Below are 14753 nucleotides of genomic sequence, written 5' to 3' on the forward strand. Positions count from 1 at the left end.
CGAATATTTGACATTCAGGTTTAATAGGGAAGCGGAAGTAGATTGAAGGGGGCTAGCGGAATCTTTTTTGTAACAAAAGTATCGTGCAAATACTTAGTGTAATAATTACAATAACTTGATTTATAGTGTTTTGTAATTTAAATAAGAATTTTCTTTTTTTTTACATTTATTATTCTTTACATTTATTTAACAGATTTTAACATTTCTGTGAATAACCAAACTAAAGAAAAAATGATGACCAAAAAGGGCTCGCAGCTGGTGACGATGCATATTGTTTCCACTGGAGTCGAATGACCAACAACTTAAAAACCAATATCAACTAATACAAACAGGGAATAAACATAAATTTTTTTAAACCACCTATTTATAAAATTATGATGAAAAAAACGGACCAAAAATGCTGTTTTGATCTCCTATTGGGCCAAAAGTTCAATAAGAGTTTTCTGCTGATGAGTTCTCTTCTCATTACAGGAGGAATGACCACTCAAGTGTCAGCCAATGGAGTTGTTGCCCATGGTAGAGTTGAGGTCGTTTCGTTAACGAAAACTAAAAGGTTGCAAGAAATACCTATTAAAGGTGTAGTGAAAGATGCTACTACGGGCCAAGCCATCACAGGTGTCTCCGTGAAAATCAAGGGAACGAACAAGGGCACATCGACAGACGCAGAAGGTGCATTTACGATCCAGGGAAAGGTCGGTGATGTATTGGTTGTGAGTTACATTGGTTACTCGAGCTCCGAAGTCACAGTCACGGGAAAGGCTGATTTGACAATTTCCTTAAATTCCTCAGAAGATGCGTTGGAAGAAGTCGTGGTGACAGGTTATTCGACGCAGCGTAAGAAGGATCTGACAGGATCTGTTGCTGTCGTCAATACAGACCAATTGAAAACTACACCGGCGGCGAGTGCTGTGGAGTCTTTACAAGGTCGTGCGACGGGGGTTCAAGTTGTGACCGATGGTGCACCTGGTTCGACACCACAGATTAAAATCCGGGGCTATAGTACCATTAATAATAACGAACCGCTATATGTGATTGATGGGGTGCCATTTGAAGGTAAATTGAGCTGGCTAAATCAGAATGATATTGAAACAATGCAGGTGCTGAAAGATGCATCGGCAGCTTCTATTTATGGATCACGTGCAAATAACGGTGTTGTTATCATTACAACCAAATCGGGGAAATCTGGAAAACCACAAATTAATTTTGATGCTTATTATGGTGTTCAAGTACCTAATAGTGGCCGTTTTCCAAAAATGTTAAGTCCACAGCAGATTTATGATTTGAATGGCAATAAAGATCCGCTGCCTGAATATTTGCTTGCAGGTGCTGTGTCTGGCAACAAGGTGACACCTGCGGATGCGGATATGTCCAAATACAATTATGCTGACAACAAAGAAGAATTTTATCAAATTACGAAAGCGAATAAAGCAGGAACAGACTGGTTTAAAGAATTGAGCCAGAATGCGCCGACACAGTCTTATCAATTAAATGCTGTGGGTGGAGGCGAAAATGCTTCGTATGCCGTTTCGGGAGGATATCTTGGCCAAAAAGGAACGGTTATTCATACTGGGTTTGAACGCTTTAATGTACGTTCAAATACGAATTTTTCAGCTTTTAATAAAAAACTGCGTTTTGGCGAAAATATGCAGTATAGCATGACCAAAGGGCATGGTATAGGTGTCAATACAAACACCGCAGGCGACTATATCGGTGAGGGCAGTGCGATTGGATTCGCCTACCGTATCAAAAATATTATCCCGGTATATGATGAAGGTGGTAATTTTGCAGGTTCTAGAGGTGGATGGGGAAATGGAGAAAACCCTGTAGCGATCGCTTACCGTGCTAAGGATAATATGAACAAAAGCAATTTTTTCTTTGGTAATGCTTTTGGAGAATACGATGTATTAAAGGGATTAACATTTAGAACAAGCTTTGGCGTCAAATATGAAAATTATTACAATTTAAGTTATACTTATCCAAATCTTGAGTTTACAGAGGGAAGTGCGAACAGCGCCTCTTCGGAGACTTCAGGTTATAATACAGAATGGACCTGGACAAATACATTGAACTATAAGGCTAATTTTAATGATGCCCATAGCTTAAATGTGCTATTAGGAACAGAAGCAATCGATAATACTTATCGGCAGGTACAAGGAAACGGTAATGGATACTTCATCACAAATACCACAGATTTCTTTTATGTGAGCCAGGCTTCCAAGAATTCGGCTTCAAGTGAAGGGGCCTTGGGATCATTATTCTCCATTTTTGGTAAAGTAGATTATTCTTATAAAGACCGATATATTTTAAGTGGAACAGTCCGTAGAGACGGTTCTTCAAATTTTGGCTCGAAAAATAAGTACGGTACTTTTCCTGGTGTGAGTGGCGCCTGGAGGGTGTCGCAAGAAGAGTTTATGAAGAATGTAAGCTGGTTAAGTGACCTGAAATTGAGAGCAGGATATGGTATTACTGGTAATCAACGCATTCCATCTTATCAATATTTAAAACGTTATGCAACTTCTATTAATTCTGCTTCTTATCCGATAAATACTGATCTTGTAAGTGGTCTATGGATCAGTGATTATCAAAATGAGAATGTAAAATGGGAACAGGTTGCTTCGCTAAACCTTGGATTGGATTTTTCGATTTTGCAAGGAAGAATTGATGGTGCTTTTGACTGGTATAACAAGAAAACTTCAGACATGTTATTTGCATTGCCATTGCCGGCAACAGCTGTTGGCCGAGCAGCCTCTCCTTATGTAAATATTGGGGATATGCAAAACAAAGGGGTGGAGTTCTCGTTGAATTATCACCATAAACAAACGGATCCGAACAAGCTAAACTTTGATATTGGCGCAAATATTTCAAGAAACAAAAATACGATTGTTGGTCTGGCACCCGGTATCAATGATGTGGTGTATGGAGCTTTTAGAAGTATGGAAACCTCTATCTTGAGAAAAGGACAGCCTTTCGGCGCATTTTATGGATTTAAGGTTGCTGGGATCTACCAAAACGAAGCGGAATTGAAGCAATATCCTTCTTATGAAAAAGCCCGTGTTGGAGGTTTTAGGTTTGAAGATGTGAATGGAGACGGAATCATTGATGCAAAAGATAATACCGTTATCGGAAGTCCGCATCCGGATTTTACGTATTCCCTTAATATCAACGCTAATTACAGAAACTTCGACATCATGATGTATTTCTATGGCTCAAAAGGAAACGAGAATTATGAGGCAACACGTTACTTTACGGATTTTGGCGTGTTTGATGGTCAAAAGAGCGTACGTGTATTGGATGCGTGGAGCACCAGCAATACATCAAGTTTAATTCCATCACAGACAAAAGAAGAAGTATCGGCCAATGAGTATGCGTCTTCAAGTTATTTCGTGCAGGATGCCAGCTTCTTTAAAATGAAAAACTTACAGATTGGTTATAATTTTTCTACAGATAAACTCTTTGGCGCGAATACAGGTGTGAAAAAATTAAGGGCTTATGTCGGAGTAACAAATCTATTCACCATCACAAAATATGAAGGTCTAGACCCTGAGGTATCGGCAACACCTTCGGATTATCCGGCATTGGGGGTTGATTTTGGGGTGTACCCACAATCTAGACAATATATGTTGGGCGTAAGTTTAGGTTTTTAACGAAATTATAAAGCAATTAAAATGAAAAAGAGAACTATTCTATTATACAGTCTGTTAGGACTGACAACTTTAGGCATATTTGGATGCAGTAAAGGGTTTTTGGAAAAAAATCCTCAAGGCGAATTAATCGAAGAACAAATTGAGGGTAAGAAAGGTGTAGAGGCAACTTTGATCGGGGCTTATGGGATTATGAACGGTAATATAAACGGTACTTGGGGGAACTATGGCTCAGCACCAAGCCAATGGATCTTTGGAGAAATAACGTCCGATAATGCGCACAAGGGATCGGTGATCACCGATCAGCCGAATATGAATATGATCGAATCGTTTACCACAATCTCCTCTAACGACAACTTGAGCACAATGTGGCAGGTGTATTATGAAGGGATACTCCGGGCCAATACAACACTCCGCTTATTGAAGGAGGATCAAGATGGCAGCAAAACGATTAAAGCTGATCGTGCAAAGGAAATAGAAGGTGAAGCCAAAATGCTACGCGCTCACTATTACTTCTTTCTGTGGCGTATATTTAAAAACATTCCTTATGTAGATGAAAATACCAGTATCGATGATGCAAAGGTTGTCAAAAATGACAAAGATGTACAGCCCATGATTGAAAACGATCTTAAGATTGCGATAGCTAATTTGCCTGATACGAAGATCAATGGTGAAGGCGGAAGGGTGGATCAGCGCATTGCAAAAGCATATTTAGGAAAATTATACCTTTATCAAAAAAAATATGCTGAAGCTTTAGTATTATTTAAAGAAGTCATCGGTAGCAGGGATATCACGACAATGCCTTTCCAAGATAATTACGATGTGAATAAGGAAAATGGTCCTGAGGCTCTTTTGGTAGCGAAACATGCTATAAATCCAGATGGTGGCGGCGATAATGCCAATGTAGGAGATATGCTGGGCGGATTGAATGGAACGAACCCAGTCGGTTGTTGTGGTTTCTACCAACCTTCCATTGATCTTGTTAACGCGTATAAAGTAGATGCAAATGGTCTTCCGATGTTAGATGAGTCTTATCGTAATAATCCTTATACGTCTGATATCCTACTGACTGACAAGACCGCAATTGCGAATTATAAATTAGATTTAAATTTAAAATTTGATCCGCGTCTTGATTACACAGTAGGCCGTCGTGGTGTTAACTTTTTGGATTATGGAGTGTTTCCGGGGGATGCCTGGTTGCGTCCAGAAGAGGGTAGTCGCCCGCACGGAGGTCCATTTACAGGTATAAAGACAATGATTCCAAAGAGCCAGCATGCTGCACATACTCAGGCAGGAGCAGCCTATGTTACTGATTTGGATGTGAATATCATGCGTTTGGCCGATGTGATTCTGATGGCTGCGGAATGTGAAGTTGAACTTGGTAATCTTCCCAATGCTTTAAAATATGTCAATTCAATTCGTCTGCGCGCCGCAAAATTGCCAGCGAAATTGACAGAAAAGGGAGTGCCAGCTGCGAAGTATGAGGTAAAACCTTACCTGGCGTTCACAAGTGTAGATCAGGCGCGCAAAGCTGTTCGTTTTGAAAGAAGGTTGGAACTTGCCATGGAAGGGCATCGTTTTTTTGATTTAGTACGTTGGGGCATAGCGAAAGACGTTATTGCAAATTACGCAAAATTCGAGGGCGGTATTCTCCCTGTCTTTAAGAGCAAAGCGTATGCGGATAAAAATGCTTATTTCCCAATTCCACAAGAGGAAATCAATAAAAGCAATGGCAGCCTTACCCAAAACCCAGGCTACTAATAGTTGATATAAATAATGCAAAAGGAGGAATTAATTTCCTCCTTTTGCCGTTTTTAGTGATTTGTATCTGAATTTTGGCAATAGGAGAAAAGGAGTTGCTGCTCTTTTTTGTATGTTTGAACCAATGAAAAAATTTCTGCGCGCGATATTACTGCTTTGGCTTGTCCTATTTTCTACCCGCATCGTAAAGTCACAAGATTTTGAAGACGTCTACCGGATGCTTCAGGAATCCAAAATATTGAATGATCATTTTTATGGATTTTCATTATATGATTTAACGGCAAATAAGTTTGTCATGGATGTCAATGGCAATAAACATTTTACGCCAGCTTCGAATACGAAAATGTACACGACTTATGCGGCACTGGAACTTTTGGGAGACTCCATACCCGGGTTGGAATATGTCGAACGCGGGGATTCTTTATTGATTTGGGGTACTGGGGACCCGACTTTTTTGCATAATCGCCTGGATACACGGGTGGTGTTTAATTTTTTAAAAAAAACGAATAAGACCATCTACCTGGTGCCCGGGACGATGAAAAATAAGTTCTATGCCCATGGTTGGGCTATGGAAGATTTTGAGGCATATTATCAGCCTGAAATAAGTACCTTTCCGATCTATGGAAATGTGGTTACTTTTCGTCAAAAGGGATACAATTATTTAAATACTTCTCCAACAAGTTTTCAAAAGGATCTGGATTTTTTACCTGAGCCTAAAGCTGGTGATTTTGAGCTTTCACGCTCATTTCGGAGCAATTCTTTCTGGATGTCAAAACGGCCCGTACCAAATGATTACGTCAATGAGGTGCCATTTATCTATTCGGATAGTTTATTTGTGAAACTATTGTCAGATACCTTAGGTAAGAAGGTGGGGCTACTAAATTATAAAAAGCCAAATGATACAAAAATAGTGTACTCAGGAGAGACCAAAAACCTTATTCGCGAAATGATGTTGCCAAGTGATAATTTTATTGCTGAGCAATTTTTGATGATGTGCTCGTGGAAACAATTTGGCCAGTTCGATACCTATCTGGTTCGGGACTGGATGAAAAATAAGGTCTACACCTTTTTTTCGGATGAAGTAGCGATTTTCGATGGGTCGGGATTATCTTCGTATAACAAAGTCACGCCGCAGAATAACATTGATCTTCTGGTTCTTTTGAAGAATAAAATACCTGATGAGCAGCAGCGTTTTCGAATGTTTCCCGCGGGTGGAGTGGATGGTACATTGAAACGAACCTACAGTAAAGACCAAGGTGTACCTTTTGTATTCGCAAAAACCGGAACAATCACGTCAGTGTATAATCAGAGTGGTTATCTGATCACAAGATCTGGGCGCCGGCTTGCTTTCTCTTTTATGAATAATAATTATATTGATGATCGAGCAGCTGCAATTCGTAAGGAAATGGCTAAAATAATTACTTATATTCGTCAAACTTATTAAGCCAATTTAAATGGAAGCAATTGCAAAAAACAATAAAAAACTGATTCGTTCCTGGGCGATGTTTGATTGGGCCAATTCCGCTTACAACCTTGTTATTACCTCCACCATTTTTCCGGTATACTATACCGCAATAACGACGACAAAAGAGCAAGGGGATGTGGTTAATTTCTTTGGTTTCGAGATTGTCAATACAGCGCTTTCCAATTTTGCATTGGCTGCCGCTTATCTATTGATGTCATTTTCATTGCCTTTTATATCATCTTATGCGGATGCGAAAGGGTTGAAAAAACAAATCATGAAATTCTTTACCTATGTTGGTGCAATTGCGTGCATGTGTCTGTTTTTCTTTAAGCTCGAAACGTTGGAAATCGGTATTATCTGTTTCGCTTTGGCTGCAATGGGCTACATTGGTGGTGTGTTGTTCAATAATTCTTATTTGCCGCTGCTGGCGACTGTAGATCAACAAGACCGAGTGAGCGCGCAGGGATTTGCTTTTGGTTACATCGGTTGTGTGACTTTACAGATACTTTGTTTTATTGTGGTCTTAAAACCGGACTGGTTTGGTATTACCGATCCATCTTTACCAGCTCGCATATCTTTTCTGATGGTAGGCCTGTGGTGGTTGGGGTTCTCCATGATTCCATTTAAATATTTGCCTAAAATAGAAGCTACTGGCAATAATGTTGGTAAAAGCTTTGTTCAGAATGTACGTGATGAATTTAGCCATGTCATCCAAAAAATTAGAGATATACCTGAAATCAAACAATTTCTACCGGCTTTTTTCTTTTATGCGATCGGCGTGCAGACGCTGATGATCGTTGCTTCGTCATTTGGAGAAAAAATTCTTCATCTAGGCGCTGAGCGACTTATAGCAACCATTCTTTTAATCCAACTTGTCGCAATATTAGGGGCATTTTTGATGTCATACCTGTCGAAGCTTTTTGGAAATATTAAGGTGTTGATCGTCGTTGTGATGATCTGGATAGCAATTTGCATTGCAGCATTTTACCTGTCCACGCCAATGCAGTTTTACATTATTGCCGCATTGGTTGGTTTGGTAATGGGCGGAATCCAGTCTTTGTCGAGATCAACTTATTCTAAATTGATTCCAACGGATATCAAGGATACGACGGCTTTTTTCTCTTTTTATGACGTTACAGAAAAAGTAGCAATCGTCATTGGCTTGTTTTCCTTCGGTCTGATCGAACAGATTACACATAATATTCGCTACTCTGCATTGATACTTTCTTTATTTTTTGTAATTGGATTGTTACTTTTGGTACGGATATTAATATCCAATAAATCTTAATTTTATTGATTGAATTAAATATGAAGGTAGAACTTTTTGTTCCTTGTTTTATAGATCAGCTTTATCCAGAGACCGCTTTTAATACGATTCGTTTATTGGAAAAAGTAGGTTGTGAAGTGCTTTATAACCCCGATCAGACTTGTTGTGGACAGCCAGCCTATAATGCTGGTTTTTGGGACGATGCGAAGCAGGTAGGAAAGAAGTTTTTAGAAGATTTTTCGGGCGATCATATCATTATCTCCCCCTCGGCATCTTGTACCGGTATGGTCAGAAATAGCTATAGTGATCTGTTTGCGAATTCTGCCGATTCTCATCAATGCCATAAAATACAACAACAGGTCATGGAGGTTTCTGATTTTTTGGTCAACGTACTGAAAAAGGATTATTTTGGAGCGGAGTTGGAAGGTGTGGGAGTATATCATGACTCTTGTTCAGCGCTGCGCGAGTGTAAAATCAAGGATGAACCCCGTAAGTTGCTGAGCAAGGTGCTGGGATTGGAAATGCTTGAGGTCAAAGATAGTGAAACCTGTTGCGGTTTTGGTGGAAGTTTTGCAGTTAAGTTTGAGGGGATATCGGCAGCCATGGCGGAACAGAAAGTCAGGAATGCGATGGCAATGAATGCTGATTATATTATTTCGACAGATTCGTCTTGCTTGCTGCAGTTGCAAGCCTATATTGATAAACATAAGTTGCCTATCCAGACCATGCACCTTGTTGATGTACTGACTACTGGCTGGGGAAATATATAAATAATACACTTTAAATCTAAACATATGAATTCTAGAAGAGATTTTCTTAAAAACCTTGCATTAGCCTCTGCCGGTATGGTATTGGCGCCATCGTTGGAGAGTTTTGCTGCGGCAAAGAAAGACTGGTTTGACATTTCCTTAGCCGAATGGTCATTGCATAAAACATTATTTAAGGGTGATTTGAACAATTTGGACTTTCCGGTCGTAGCGGCAAAAAAATATGGTATCTATGGTGTAGAGTATGTCAATCAGTTCTTTAAAGACAAGGCTAATGACAACAATTATCTGACAGAACTCAACATGCGTGCAAAAGATAATGGTGTAAGGAACGTCTTGATTATGATCGATGGTGAAGGAAATCTTGGTGATGAGGACGAAACTAAAAGAAAACAGGCTGTACAAAATCACTATAAATGGATTTCTGCAGCGAATTTTTTGGGTTGTCATGCTATCCGCGTAAATGCTGCAGGTAAGGGGACACCTGATGAAGTCAGCAAACGCGTGGTAGAGAGCCTGACAACCTTGTCTGATATCGGAAAAAAAGCGGGTATTAGCATCATTGTGGAAAATCACGGCGGTATTTCTTCACACGGTGATTGGTTGGCTAAAACTTTGAAAGCTGTAGGAAGCAAATATTGTGGTAGCTTACCTGATTTAGGTAATTTCTATGAATACGACCGTTATCAAGGTGTAACTGATCTAATGCCTTATGCACACGGCGTTAGTGCAAAAACACATGATTTTGATGCCAATGGCAATGAGACTCAGATTGATTATGAGCGCATGCTGAAGATTGTGAAAAAAGCAAAATTCAAAGGATATGTGGGGATTGAATACGAAGGAACTAAATTGAGTGAAGAGGAGGGCATCTTCGCAACGAAAAAACTATTGGAGCGCTTGCGTCCATTGATCTAAAACAGATAAACAAAGTTCTTTTCATGAGGTTGAAAAGAACTTTGCTTTTAACGAGGACTTGTTTTAATAGGAGTTATCCTATGAAACTAGATCCAAACTCTTGTCCATATTTGACTTGTAACCGAATCGATGGCCATATGTATTAATCGTATGAAAAGAGAAGTATTTGGGCTGCTAAAAATAGACAAACTGAATCACACTACCTGATATTGAAAAATAACGATTAGAAAAACATGAATTTTGAAAATGATGCTGTTCTAACTTCTCATTTAAATAAAGTGGGCGCTGAACAAGTATTGGTGAAAGGGCATCCCGCAGGATTATTTGTCTTGTTTTTTACTGAAATGTGGGAACGTTTTAGTTACTACGGCATGCGCGCACTATTAGTAAACTTCCTGGTGTCCACAATTGCTCAACATGGCTGGGGTTGGACGAATTCAGAAGCGATGAAGCTGTATGGTCTGTATACGGGAATGGTGTTTTTAACGCCCTTATTTGGAGGAATCATTGCCGATCGACTGACAGGTTATAAGAAGTCTATTATGATCGGCGCAGTAATCATGACCTTAGGGCATATTTCTATGGCTATGGAGGGTTTCAATAAAAACTTTTTTCTCGGGGGATTGGTGCTTATTGTATTGGGTAATGGCTTGTTCAAACCAAATATTTCCTCCATGGTTGGTAAACTGTATCCCGATAAAGGCGGCAAGAAAGATGCTGGATATACAATTTTCTACATGGGGATCAATGGCGGAGCTTTTTTGGGGATGATGCTGTGTGGCTATATAGGTGAGAAAATCGGGTGGCACTACGGTTTTGGACTTGCTGGTATATTTATGTTTTTGGGAATGCTGCAATTTTACTTTGCACAACGTATTTTCGGGAAAATAGGAAATACGCCTGAAAAAGAAAGTACTGTTTTAGAGGAATTGAACCAAGAAGACGAGCACCCGAAGCATATTGTACGCGATCGCCTATTGGTCATCGCCATTTTTATGTTTTCAAGCATTGTATTTCATTTGGCTTTTGAACAGGCCGGAGGGTCAATGACCATATTTGCTAAAAACTATACGCAACGTGTATTGAGCGGAGATGCTGCTACTATTTTTAAGTGGGCGGATTTTGCGTTAACAATTGTGCCCATCGTAGTGATTACTGGCGTATTGTTTGTGTTGGCCAAGAAGATAATCCGTAAATATCCATTGATCATACTTTTCTCCAGCATTTCATTTGTGATTATCTGGTTTTTGTGTTTATGGAAGATTTACCGCGAATATCATGGCATGAATTCCGAAGTGACCGTCTCTTGGTTTCCAATGCTTAATTCTTTCTTTATTATAACGCTAGCGACGTCATTTAGCAAAATCTGGGAGCGTGTCTGGAATCCTTCAGGCCCGATTAAGTTTGCGATGGGATTAACGTTGGTTGGCGTTGGGTTTGCTGCCTTAGCAATAGGAAGCTCCGAAATCCCTACTGGGGCTAAAACAGCGTCGGTGAGTATGATTTGGTTGGTATTGGCTTATTTTTTTCATACGGTTGGTGAGCTTTGTATCGGTCCTGTAGGATTGTCTTATGTAAGTAAATTGTCGCCAAAGAAATTCTTGGGATTGCTATTTGGTTTTTGGTTTTGCGCCAACGCCATCGCTAATTTTATAGGTGGATTTATTGGTTCTTACATTGATCGGATAACCGAATCACATTCGATGTCGTTTTTCTTTGCCGTGTTTACCGTTCTGCCTATGATAGCGGCTGTATTTCTACTCTTTGGTAATCAAAAAATAAAAAAGATGATGCATGGAATTGATTAATTCATAGAAAAATAGTGTATCTTCATGCGATTTTTATCAAATTAAAAACAAAACCTGAGTTATAAAACAATTATTGAAATTTATATGAATCAAGAAAAAGATCAAGTTCTTGTAGCGCATCTAGCCAAGCAGGGTATAGATGACAAGATGGTAAATGGGCACCCTGCCGGATTATTTGTGCTGTTCTTTACCGAGATGTGGGAGCGTTTTAGCTATTATGGCATGCGTGCTTTATTGACCTTATTTTTAATCAGTACGATTGCTGATGGCGGCTGGGAATGGAGTAACGAACGCGCTATGAAATTATATGGTGCATATACAGGTTTTGTTTATTTGACGCCGTTAATCGGTGGTATGATTGCAGATAAATTGACTGGATTTAAGAAAGCTATTTTAATAGGTGCATTGATTATGACATTAGGGCATTTATCCATGGCATTTGAAGGCGTTAATTCAGGCTTCTTTTTTCTAGGTCTGCTTTTAATGATCCTGGGAAATGGAATGTTTAAACCTAATATTTCTTCCATGGTTGGGAACCTTTACCCAGATAAAAGTGCAAAGAAAGATGCTGGTTATACGATTTTTTATATGGGTATCAATGCTGGTTCATTTTTGGGGATGCTTTTGTGTGGTTATATCGGTGAAAAAATTGGCTGGCATTATGGATTTGGATTAGCAGGGGTTTTCATGTTTTTCGGAATGCTTCAATTCTATTTTGGGCAAAACATATTCGGAATTATTGGCGATTCTCCTAAAGCAATACAAGCCCATCATGATGAAAAAGTCAAAAACCATGAAGAGGTTGATGAGGTTATTCCTGGTAATGTCGTTAGGGACCGTCTTGTCGTGGTTACAATATTTATGCTTGCTAGTGTCGTATTCTTTTTATCCTTTGAGCAAGCAGGCGGTTCGATGTCTATTTTTGCCAAAGATTATACACAGCGTTTGCTGTCGGGAGACTCAGCTGTCGCTTTTAAATGGATTGATACTATTCTAACTATTGTTCCCATTGTTATTGTTACTATTGTATTGACAGCGTTGGCTAGAAAGATTTATAAGCAATATCCGTTGACGATTTTATTCACTGCGATTTCCTTCGGAATTATCTGGTGCTTGGGCTTATGGAAAGTATTCCGCGAGATCGGAATAACAGGATCTGAAGTTGGTGCGTCCTGGTTTCAGATATTGAATGCATTTTTTATTATTTCCCTAGCATCATCTTTCAGTAAATTCTGGGAAAAAGTATGGAATCCCTCAGGGCCCGTAAAATTTGCGCTAGGTTTGCTCCTGGTCGGTATTGGCTTTGCAGCTCTCGCCTACGGAGCAAGTGATATTCCTCAGGGAGCGAAAACTGCATCAGTTAGTATGATCTGGCTTGTTATTGCTTATTTCTTCCACTCAGCAGGAGAACTTTGTCTATCACCTGTGGGACTTTCGTATGTAAGTAAGCTCTCTCCAAAAAAGTTTTTAGGATTACTTTTTGGCTGCTGGTTTTGTGCCTCAGCCATCGCTAATTTCATAGGTGGTTTTTTAGGTTCATATATTGATAAAATTACGGAGGAGCACTCGATGTCTTATTTCTTTATGATCTTTGCCATTGTTCCGGGAGTGACTGCACTATTATTGATTGCTTTCAATCCTATTTTGAAAAAGATGATGCACGGTATTAACTAGGTGAGTCTCTTAAAAGTGCTATAACAAATAAGGGCCGATCAATACTGATTGGCCCTTATTTGTTAATGGAATAGATAGATTCCTTGTTATTCCTCAATTTTTAATAATAACTTATCTATTCGGTTGCCATCCATATCCAGCACTTCAAATACCATGTTTTTGAAGCGTACACGTTCGCCTTCTTCAGGAACGTGGTCCAGGAGTAGGAAAACCAAGCCGCCTACAGTAGTGACGTTGTTGATATCATCCTCGTCTTCTTCAGAAAGTCCTATTTCAAATTCATCCAAGAGATCTTCGATTTGATACTGTCCGTCCACAACATAATCCCCGCTTTCCAATTGACGGATTGTTGGACGTGCACTGATATCGCTTTCAGTAATGTTGCCGACTAAATCGCCGACAATATCTCTTAATGTGATGATACCTTGTGGCGAACCGTATTCGTCAATGACAACTGCCTGGTGTACCTGGGATGTTCTCAACGTATTCATAATGCTGTATGACGAACTGAATTCGTTGACAAATTTGATCGGAAGTAGGAGCTCCTTGAGATCAAAAGGTTTGTTTTGAAAGCATTGTCTAAGCAGGGATTTGACATGAACTACGCCCTTGATATTATCCAGTCCACCCTCGCAAACGGGATAAATTGAATGGTCATTATCGAGGATAATCTGTCTGTTTTCTTCGAAGCTGTCTGCAAGATCCAAAAATACAATGTTCTTGCGGTGGGTCATCAGGTTAATGGCTTTTTTGTCGCCTAAACTTAGGAGACGATCCACAATGTCATGTTCAATACCTTCGATCACGCCACTATCGACTCCTTCATCCACTAATGCCTTGATCTCTTCTTCGGTGACACTGTTTCCCGTACTTTTGATATTGAGGATTTGACAATAAACTCGGTTGAGGCACTCAATAACCATACGAACGGTTTGACAATCTTGCTAAGTAGGTTCATGGGGTAGGCAATGAGCATCGCATATTTTTCAGGAATGGCCATCCCAATACGCTTTGGTACCAGCTCGCCCATAACCAATGAGAAGTAGGTAATGACCAGCACAACCAATATAACCGCAAGCTGTTGACTATAGGGTGCGAGTATACTCGATTTATTAAAAACTTCAATCAAGTATGAAGAGATACTGCCACCTGAAAAGAACCCGGTTAAGATGCCAATCAAAGTGATTCCAATCTGCACTGTTGACAAGAAGCTGTTGGGTGATTCCTTGAGATGTAGTGCAATCTTTGCGGCGGGATTATCCTTGTCGCTCTCGGCTTGTAAACGTGACCTTCTGCTGGATACGATTGAAATCTCAGAGGCAGACAGAATTCCATTTAGGATGATCAGTACTAAGATTATAATTGCTTCGGTAAGCATAACGTGTTGAAAAAATGTTTGTAAAGGCTAATTTAAGAAAAAGGTAATCTAAATGGTAGAACTATTGGGATTAT

At 39.6% G+C, this 14753-nt stretch carries 10 protein-coding genes; 8 read left to right on the forward strand and 2 right to left on the reverse strand.

Annotation, left to right across the window (positions count from 1 at the left end):
• Window positions 1-374: 374 nt before the first annotated feature.
• From HPC41_RS19570 to HPC41_RS19605, 8 genes are all read left to right on the forward strand, one after another.
• On the forward strand, window positions 375-3644 hold the full coding sequence (locus HPC41_RS19570; protein ID WP_246250912.1) for a SusC/RagA family TonB-linked outer membrane protein: 3270 nt from the start codon (window positions 375-377) through the stop codon (window positions 3642-3644).
• Between the two features lie 21 nt (window positions 3645-3665).
• The gene (locus tag HPC41_RS19575) at window positions 3666-5402 is read left to right on the forward strand and encodes a RagB/SusD family nutrient uptake outer membrane protein (RefSeq protein ID WP_172395764.1); all 1737 of its coding nucleotides are present in this window, start codon (window positions 3666-3668) and stop codon (window positions 5400-5402) included.
• A gap of 124 nt (window positions 5403-5526) precedes the next feature.
• On the forward strand, window positions 5527-6846 hold the full coding sequence (locus tag HPC41_RS19580; protein WP_246250915.1) for a D-alanyl-D-alanine carboxypeptidase: 1320 nt from the start codon (window positions 5527-5529) through the stop codon (window positions 6844-6846).
• Between the two features lie 10 nt (window positions 6847-6856).
• Window positions 6857-8155, forward strand: a complete 1299-nt coding sequence (locus tag HPC41_RS19585) for an MFS transporter (protein WP_172395768.1) — start codon at window positions 6857-6859, stop codon at window positions 8153-8155.
• A gap of 20 nt (window positions 8156-8175) precedes the next feature.
• Window positions 8176-8904, forward strand: coding sequence for a (Fe-S)-binding protein (locus HPC41_RS19590; RefSeq protein ID WP_172395770.1), 729 nt, complete (start codon window positions 8176-8178; stop codon window positions 8902-8904).
• Window positions 8905-8928: 24 nt separating this feature from the next.
• The gene (locus HPC41_RS19595) at window positions 8929-9819 is read left to right on the forward strand and encodes a TIM barrel protein (RefSeq protein ID WP_172395772.1); all 891 of its coding nucleotides are present in this window, start codon (window positions 8929-8931) and stop codon (window positions 9817-9819) included.
• Window positions 9820-10052: 233 nt separating this feature from the next.
• Window positions 10053-11627 carry a peptide MFS transporter gene (locus HPC41_RS19600; protein ID WP_172395774.1) on the forward strand — a complete coding sequence of 525 codons (1575 nt, stop codon included), beginning with the start codon at window positions 10053-10055 and terminating at the stop codon, window positions 11625-11627.
• An 84-nt stretch (window positions 11628-11711) separates the two neighbouring features.
• Window positions 11712-13301: a peptide MFS transporter gene (locus HPC41_RS19605; RefSeq protein WP_172395776.1), complete on the forward strand. Its 1590-nt coding sequence runs from the start codon at window positions 11712-11714 to the stop codon at window positions 13299-13301.
• Between the two features lie 86 nt (window positions 13302-13387).
• Here the strand turns inward: HPC41_RS19605 and HPC41_RS25450 are convergent, their stop codons facing one another.
• The gene (locus HPC41_RS25450) at window positions 13388-14224 is read right to left on the reverse strand and encodes a hemolysin family protein (RefSeq protein ID WP_246250918.1); all 837 of its coding nucleotides are present in this window, start codon (window positions 14222-14224) and stop codon (window positions 13388-13390) included.
• Window positions 14131-14679, reverse strand: coding sequence for a CNNM domain-containing protein (locus tag HPC41_RS25455; protein ID WP_246250921.1), 549 nt, complete (start codon window positions 14677-14679; stop codon window positions 14131-14133). The genes HPC41_RS25450 and HPC41_RS25455 overlap by 94 nt, the downstream gene beginning before the upstream one ends.
• Window positions 14680-14753: the final 74 nt, after the last annotated feature.

This window comes from Sphingobacterium prati (assembly GCF_013167215.1).
Lineage (GTDB): Bacteria > Bacteroidota > Bacteroidia > Sphingobacteriales > Sphingobacteriaceae > Sphingobacterium > Sphingobacterium prati.

Coding starts and splice junctions, on each gene's coding strand:
- HPC41_RS19570 (WP_246250912.1), top strand. CDS start 375: ATGATGAAAAAAACGGACCAAAAATGCTGTTTTGATCTCCTATTGGGC.
- HPC41_RS19575 (WP_172395764.1), top strand. CDS start 3,666: ATGAAAAAGAGAACTATTCTATTATACAGTCTGTTAGGACTGACAACT.
- HPC41_RS19580 (WP_246250915.1), top strand. CDS start 5,527: ATGAAAAAATTTCTGCGCGCGATATTACTGCTTTGGCTTGTCCTATTT.
- HPC41_RS19585 (WP_172395768.1), top strand. CDS start 6,857: ATGGAAGCAATTGCAAAAAACAATAAAAAACTGATTCGTTCCTGGGCG.
- HPC41_RS19590 (WP_172395770.1), top strand. CDS start 8,176: ATGAAGGTAGAACTTTTTGTTCCTTGTTTTATAGATCAGCTTTATCCA.
- HPC41_RS19595 (WP_172395772.1), top strand. CDS start 8,929: ATGAATTCTAGAAGAGATTTTCTTAAAAACCTTGCATTAGCCTCTGCC.
- HPC41_RS19600 (WP_172395774.1), top strand. CDS start 10,053: ATGAATTTTGAAAATGATGCTGTTCTAACTTCTCATTTAAATAAAGTG.
- HPC41_RS19605 (WP_172395776.1), top strand. CDS start 11,712: ATGAATCAAGAAAAAGATCAAGTTCTTGTAGCGCATCTAGCCAAGCAG.
- HPC41_RS25450 (WP_246250918.1), bottom strand. CDS start 14,224: ATGGTTATTGAGTGCCTCAACCGAGTTTATTGTCAAATCCTCAATATC.
- HPC41_RS25455 (WP_246250921.1), bottom strand. CDS start 14,679: ATGCTTACCGAAGCAATTATAATCTTAGTACTGATCATCCTAAATGGA.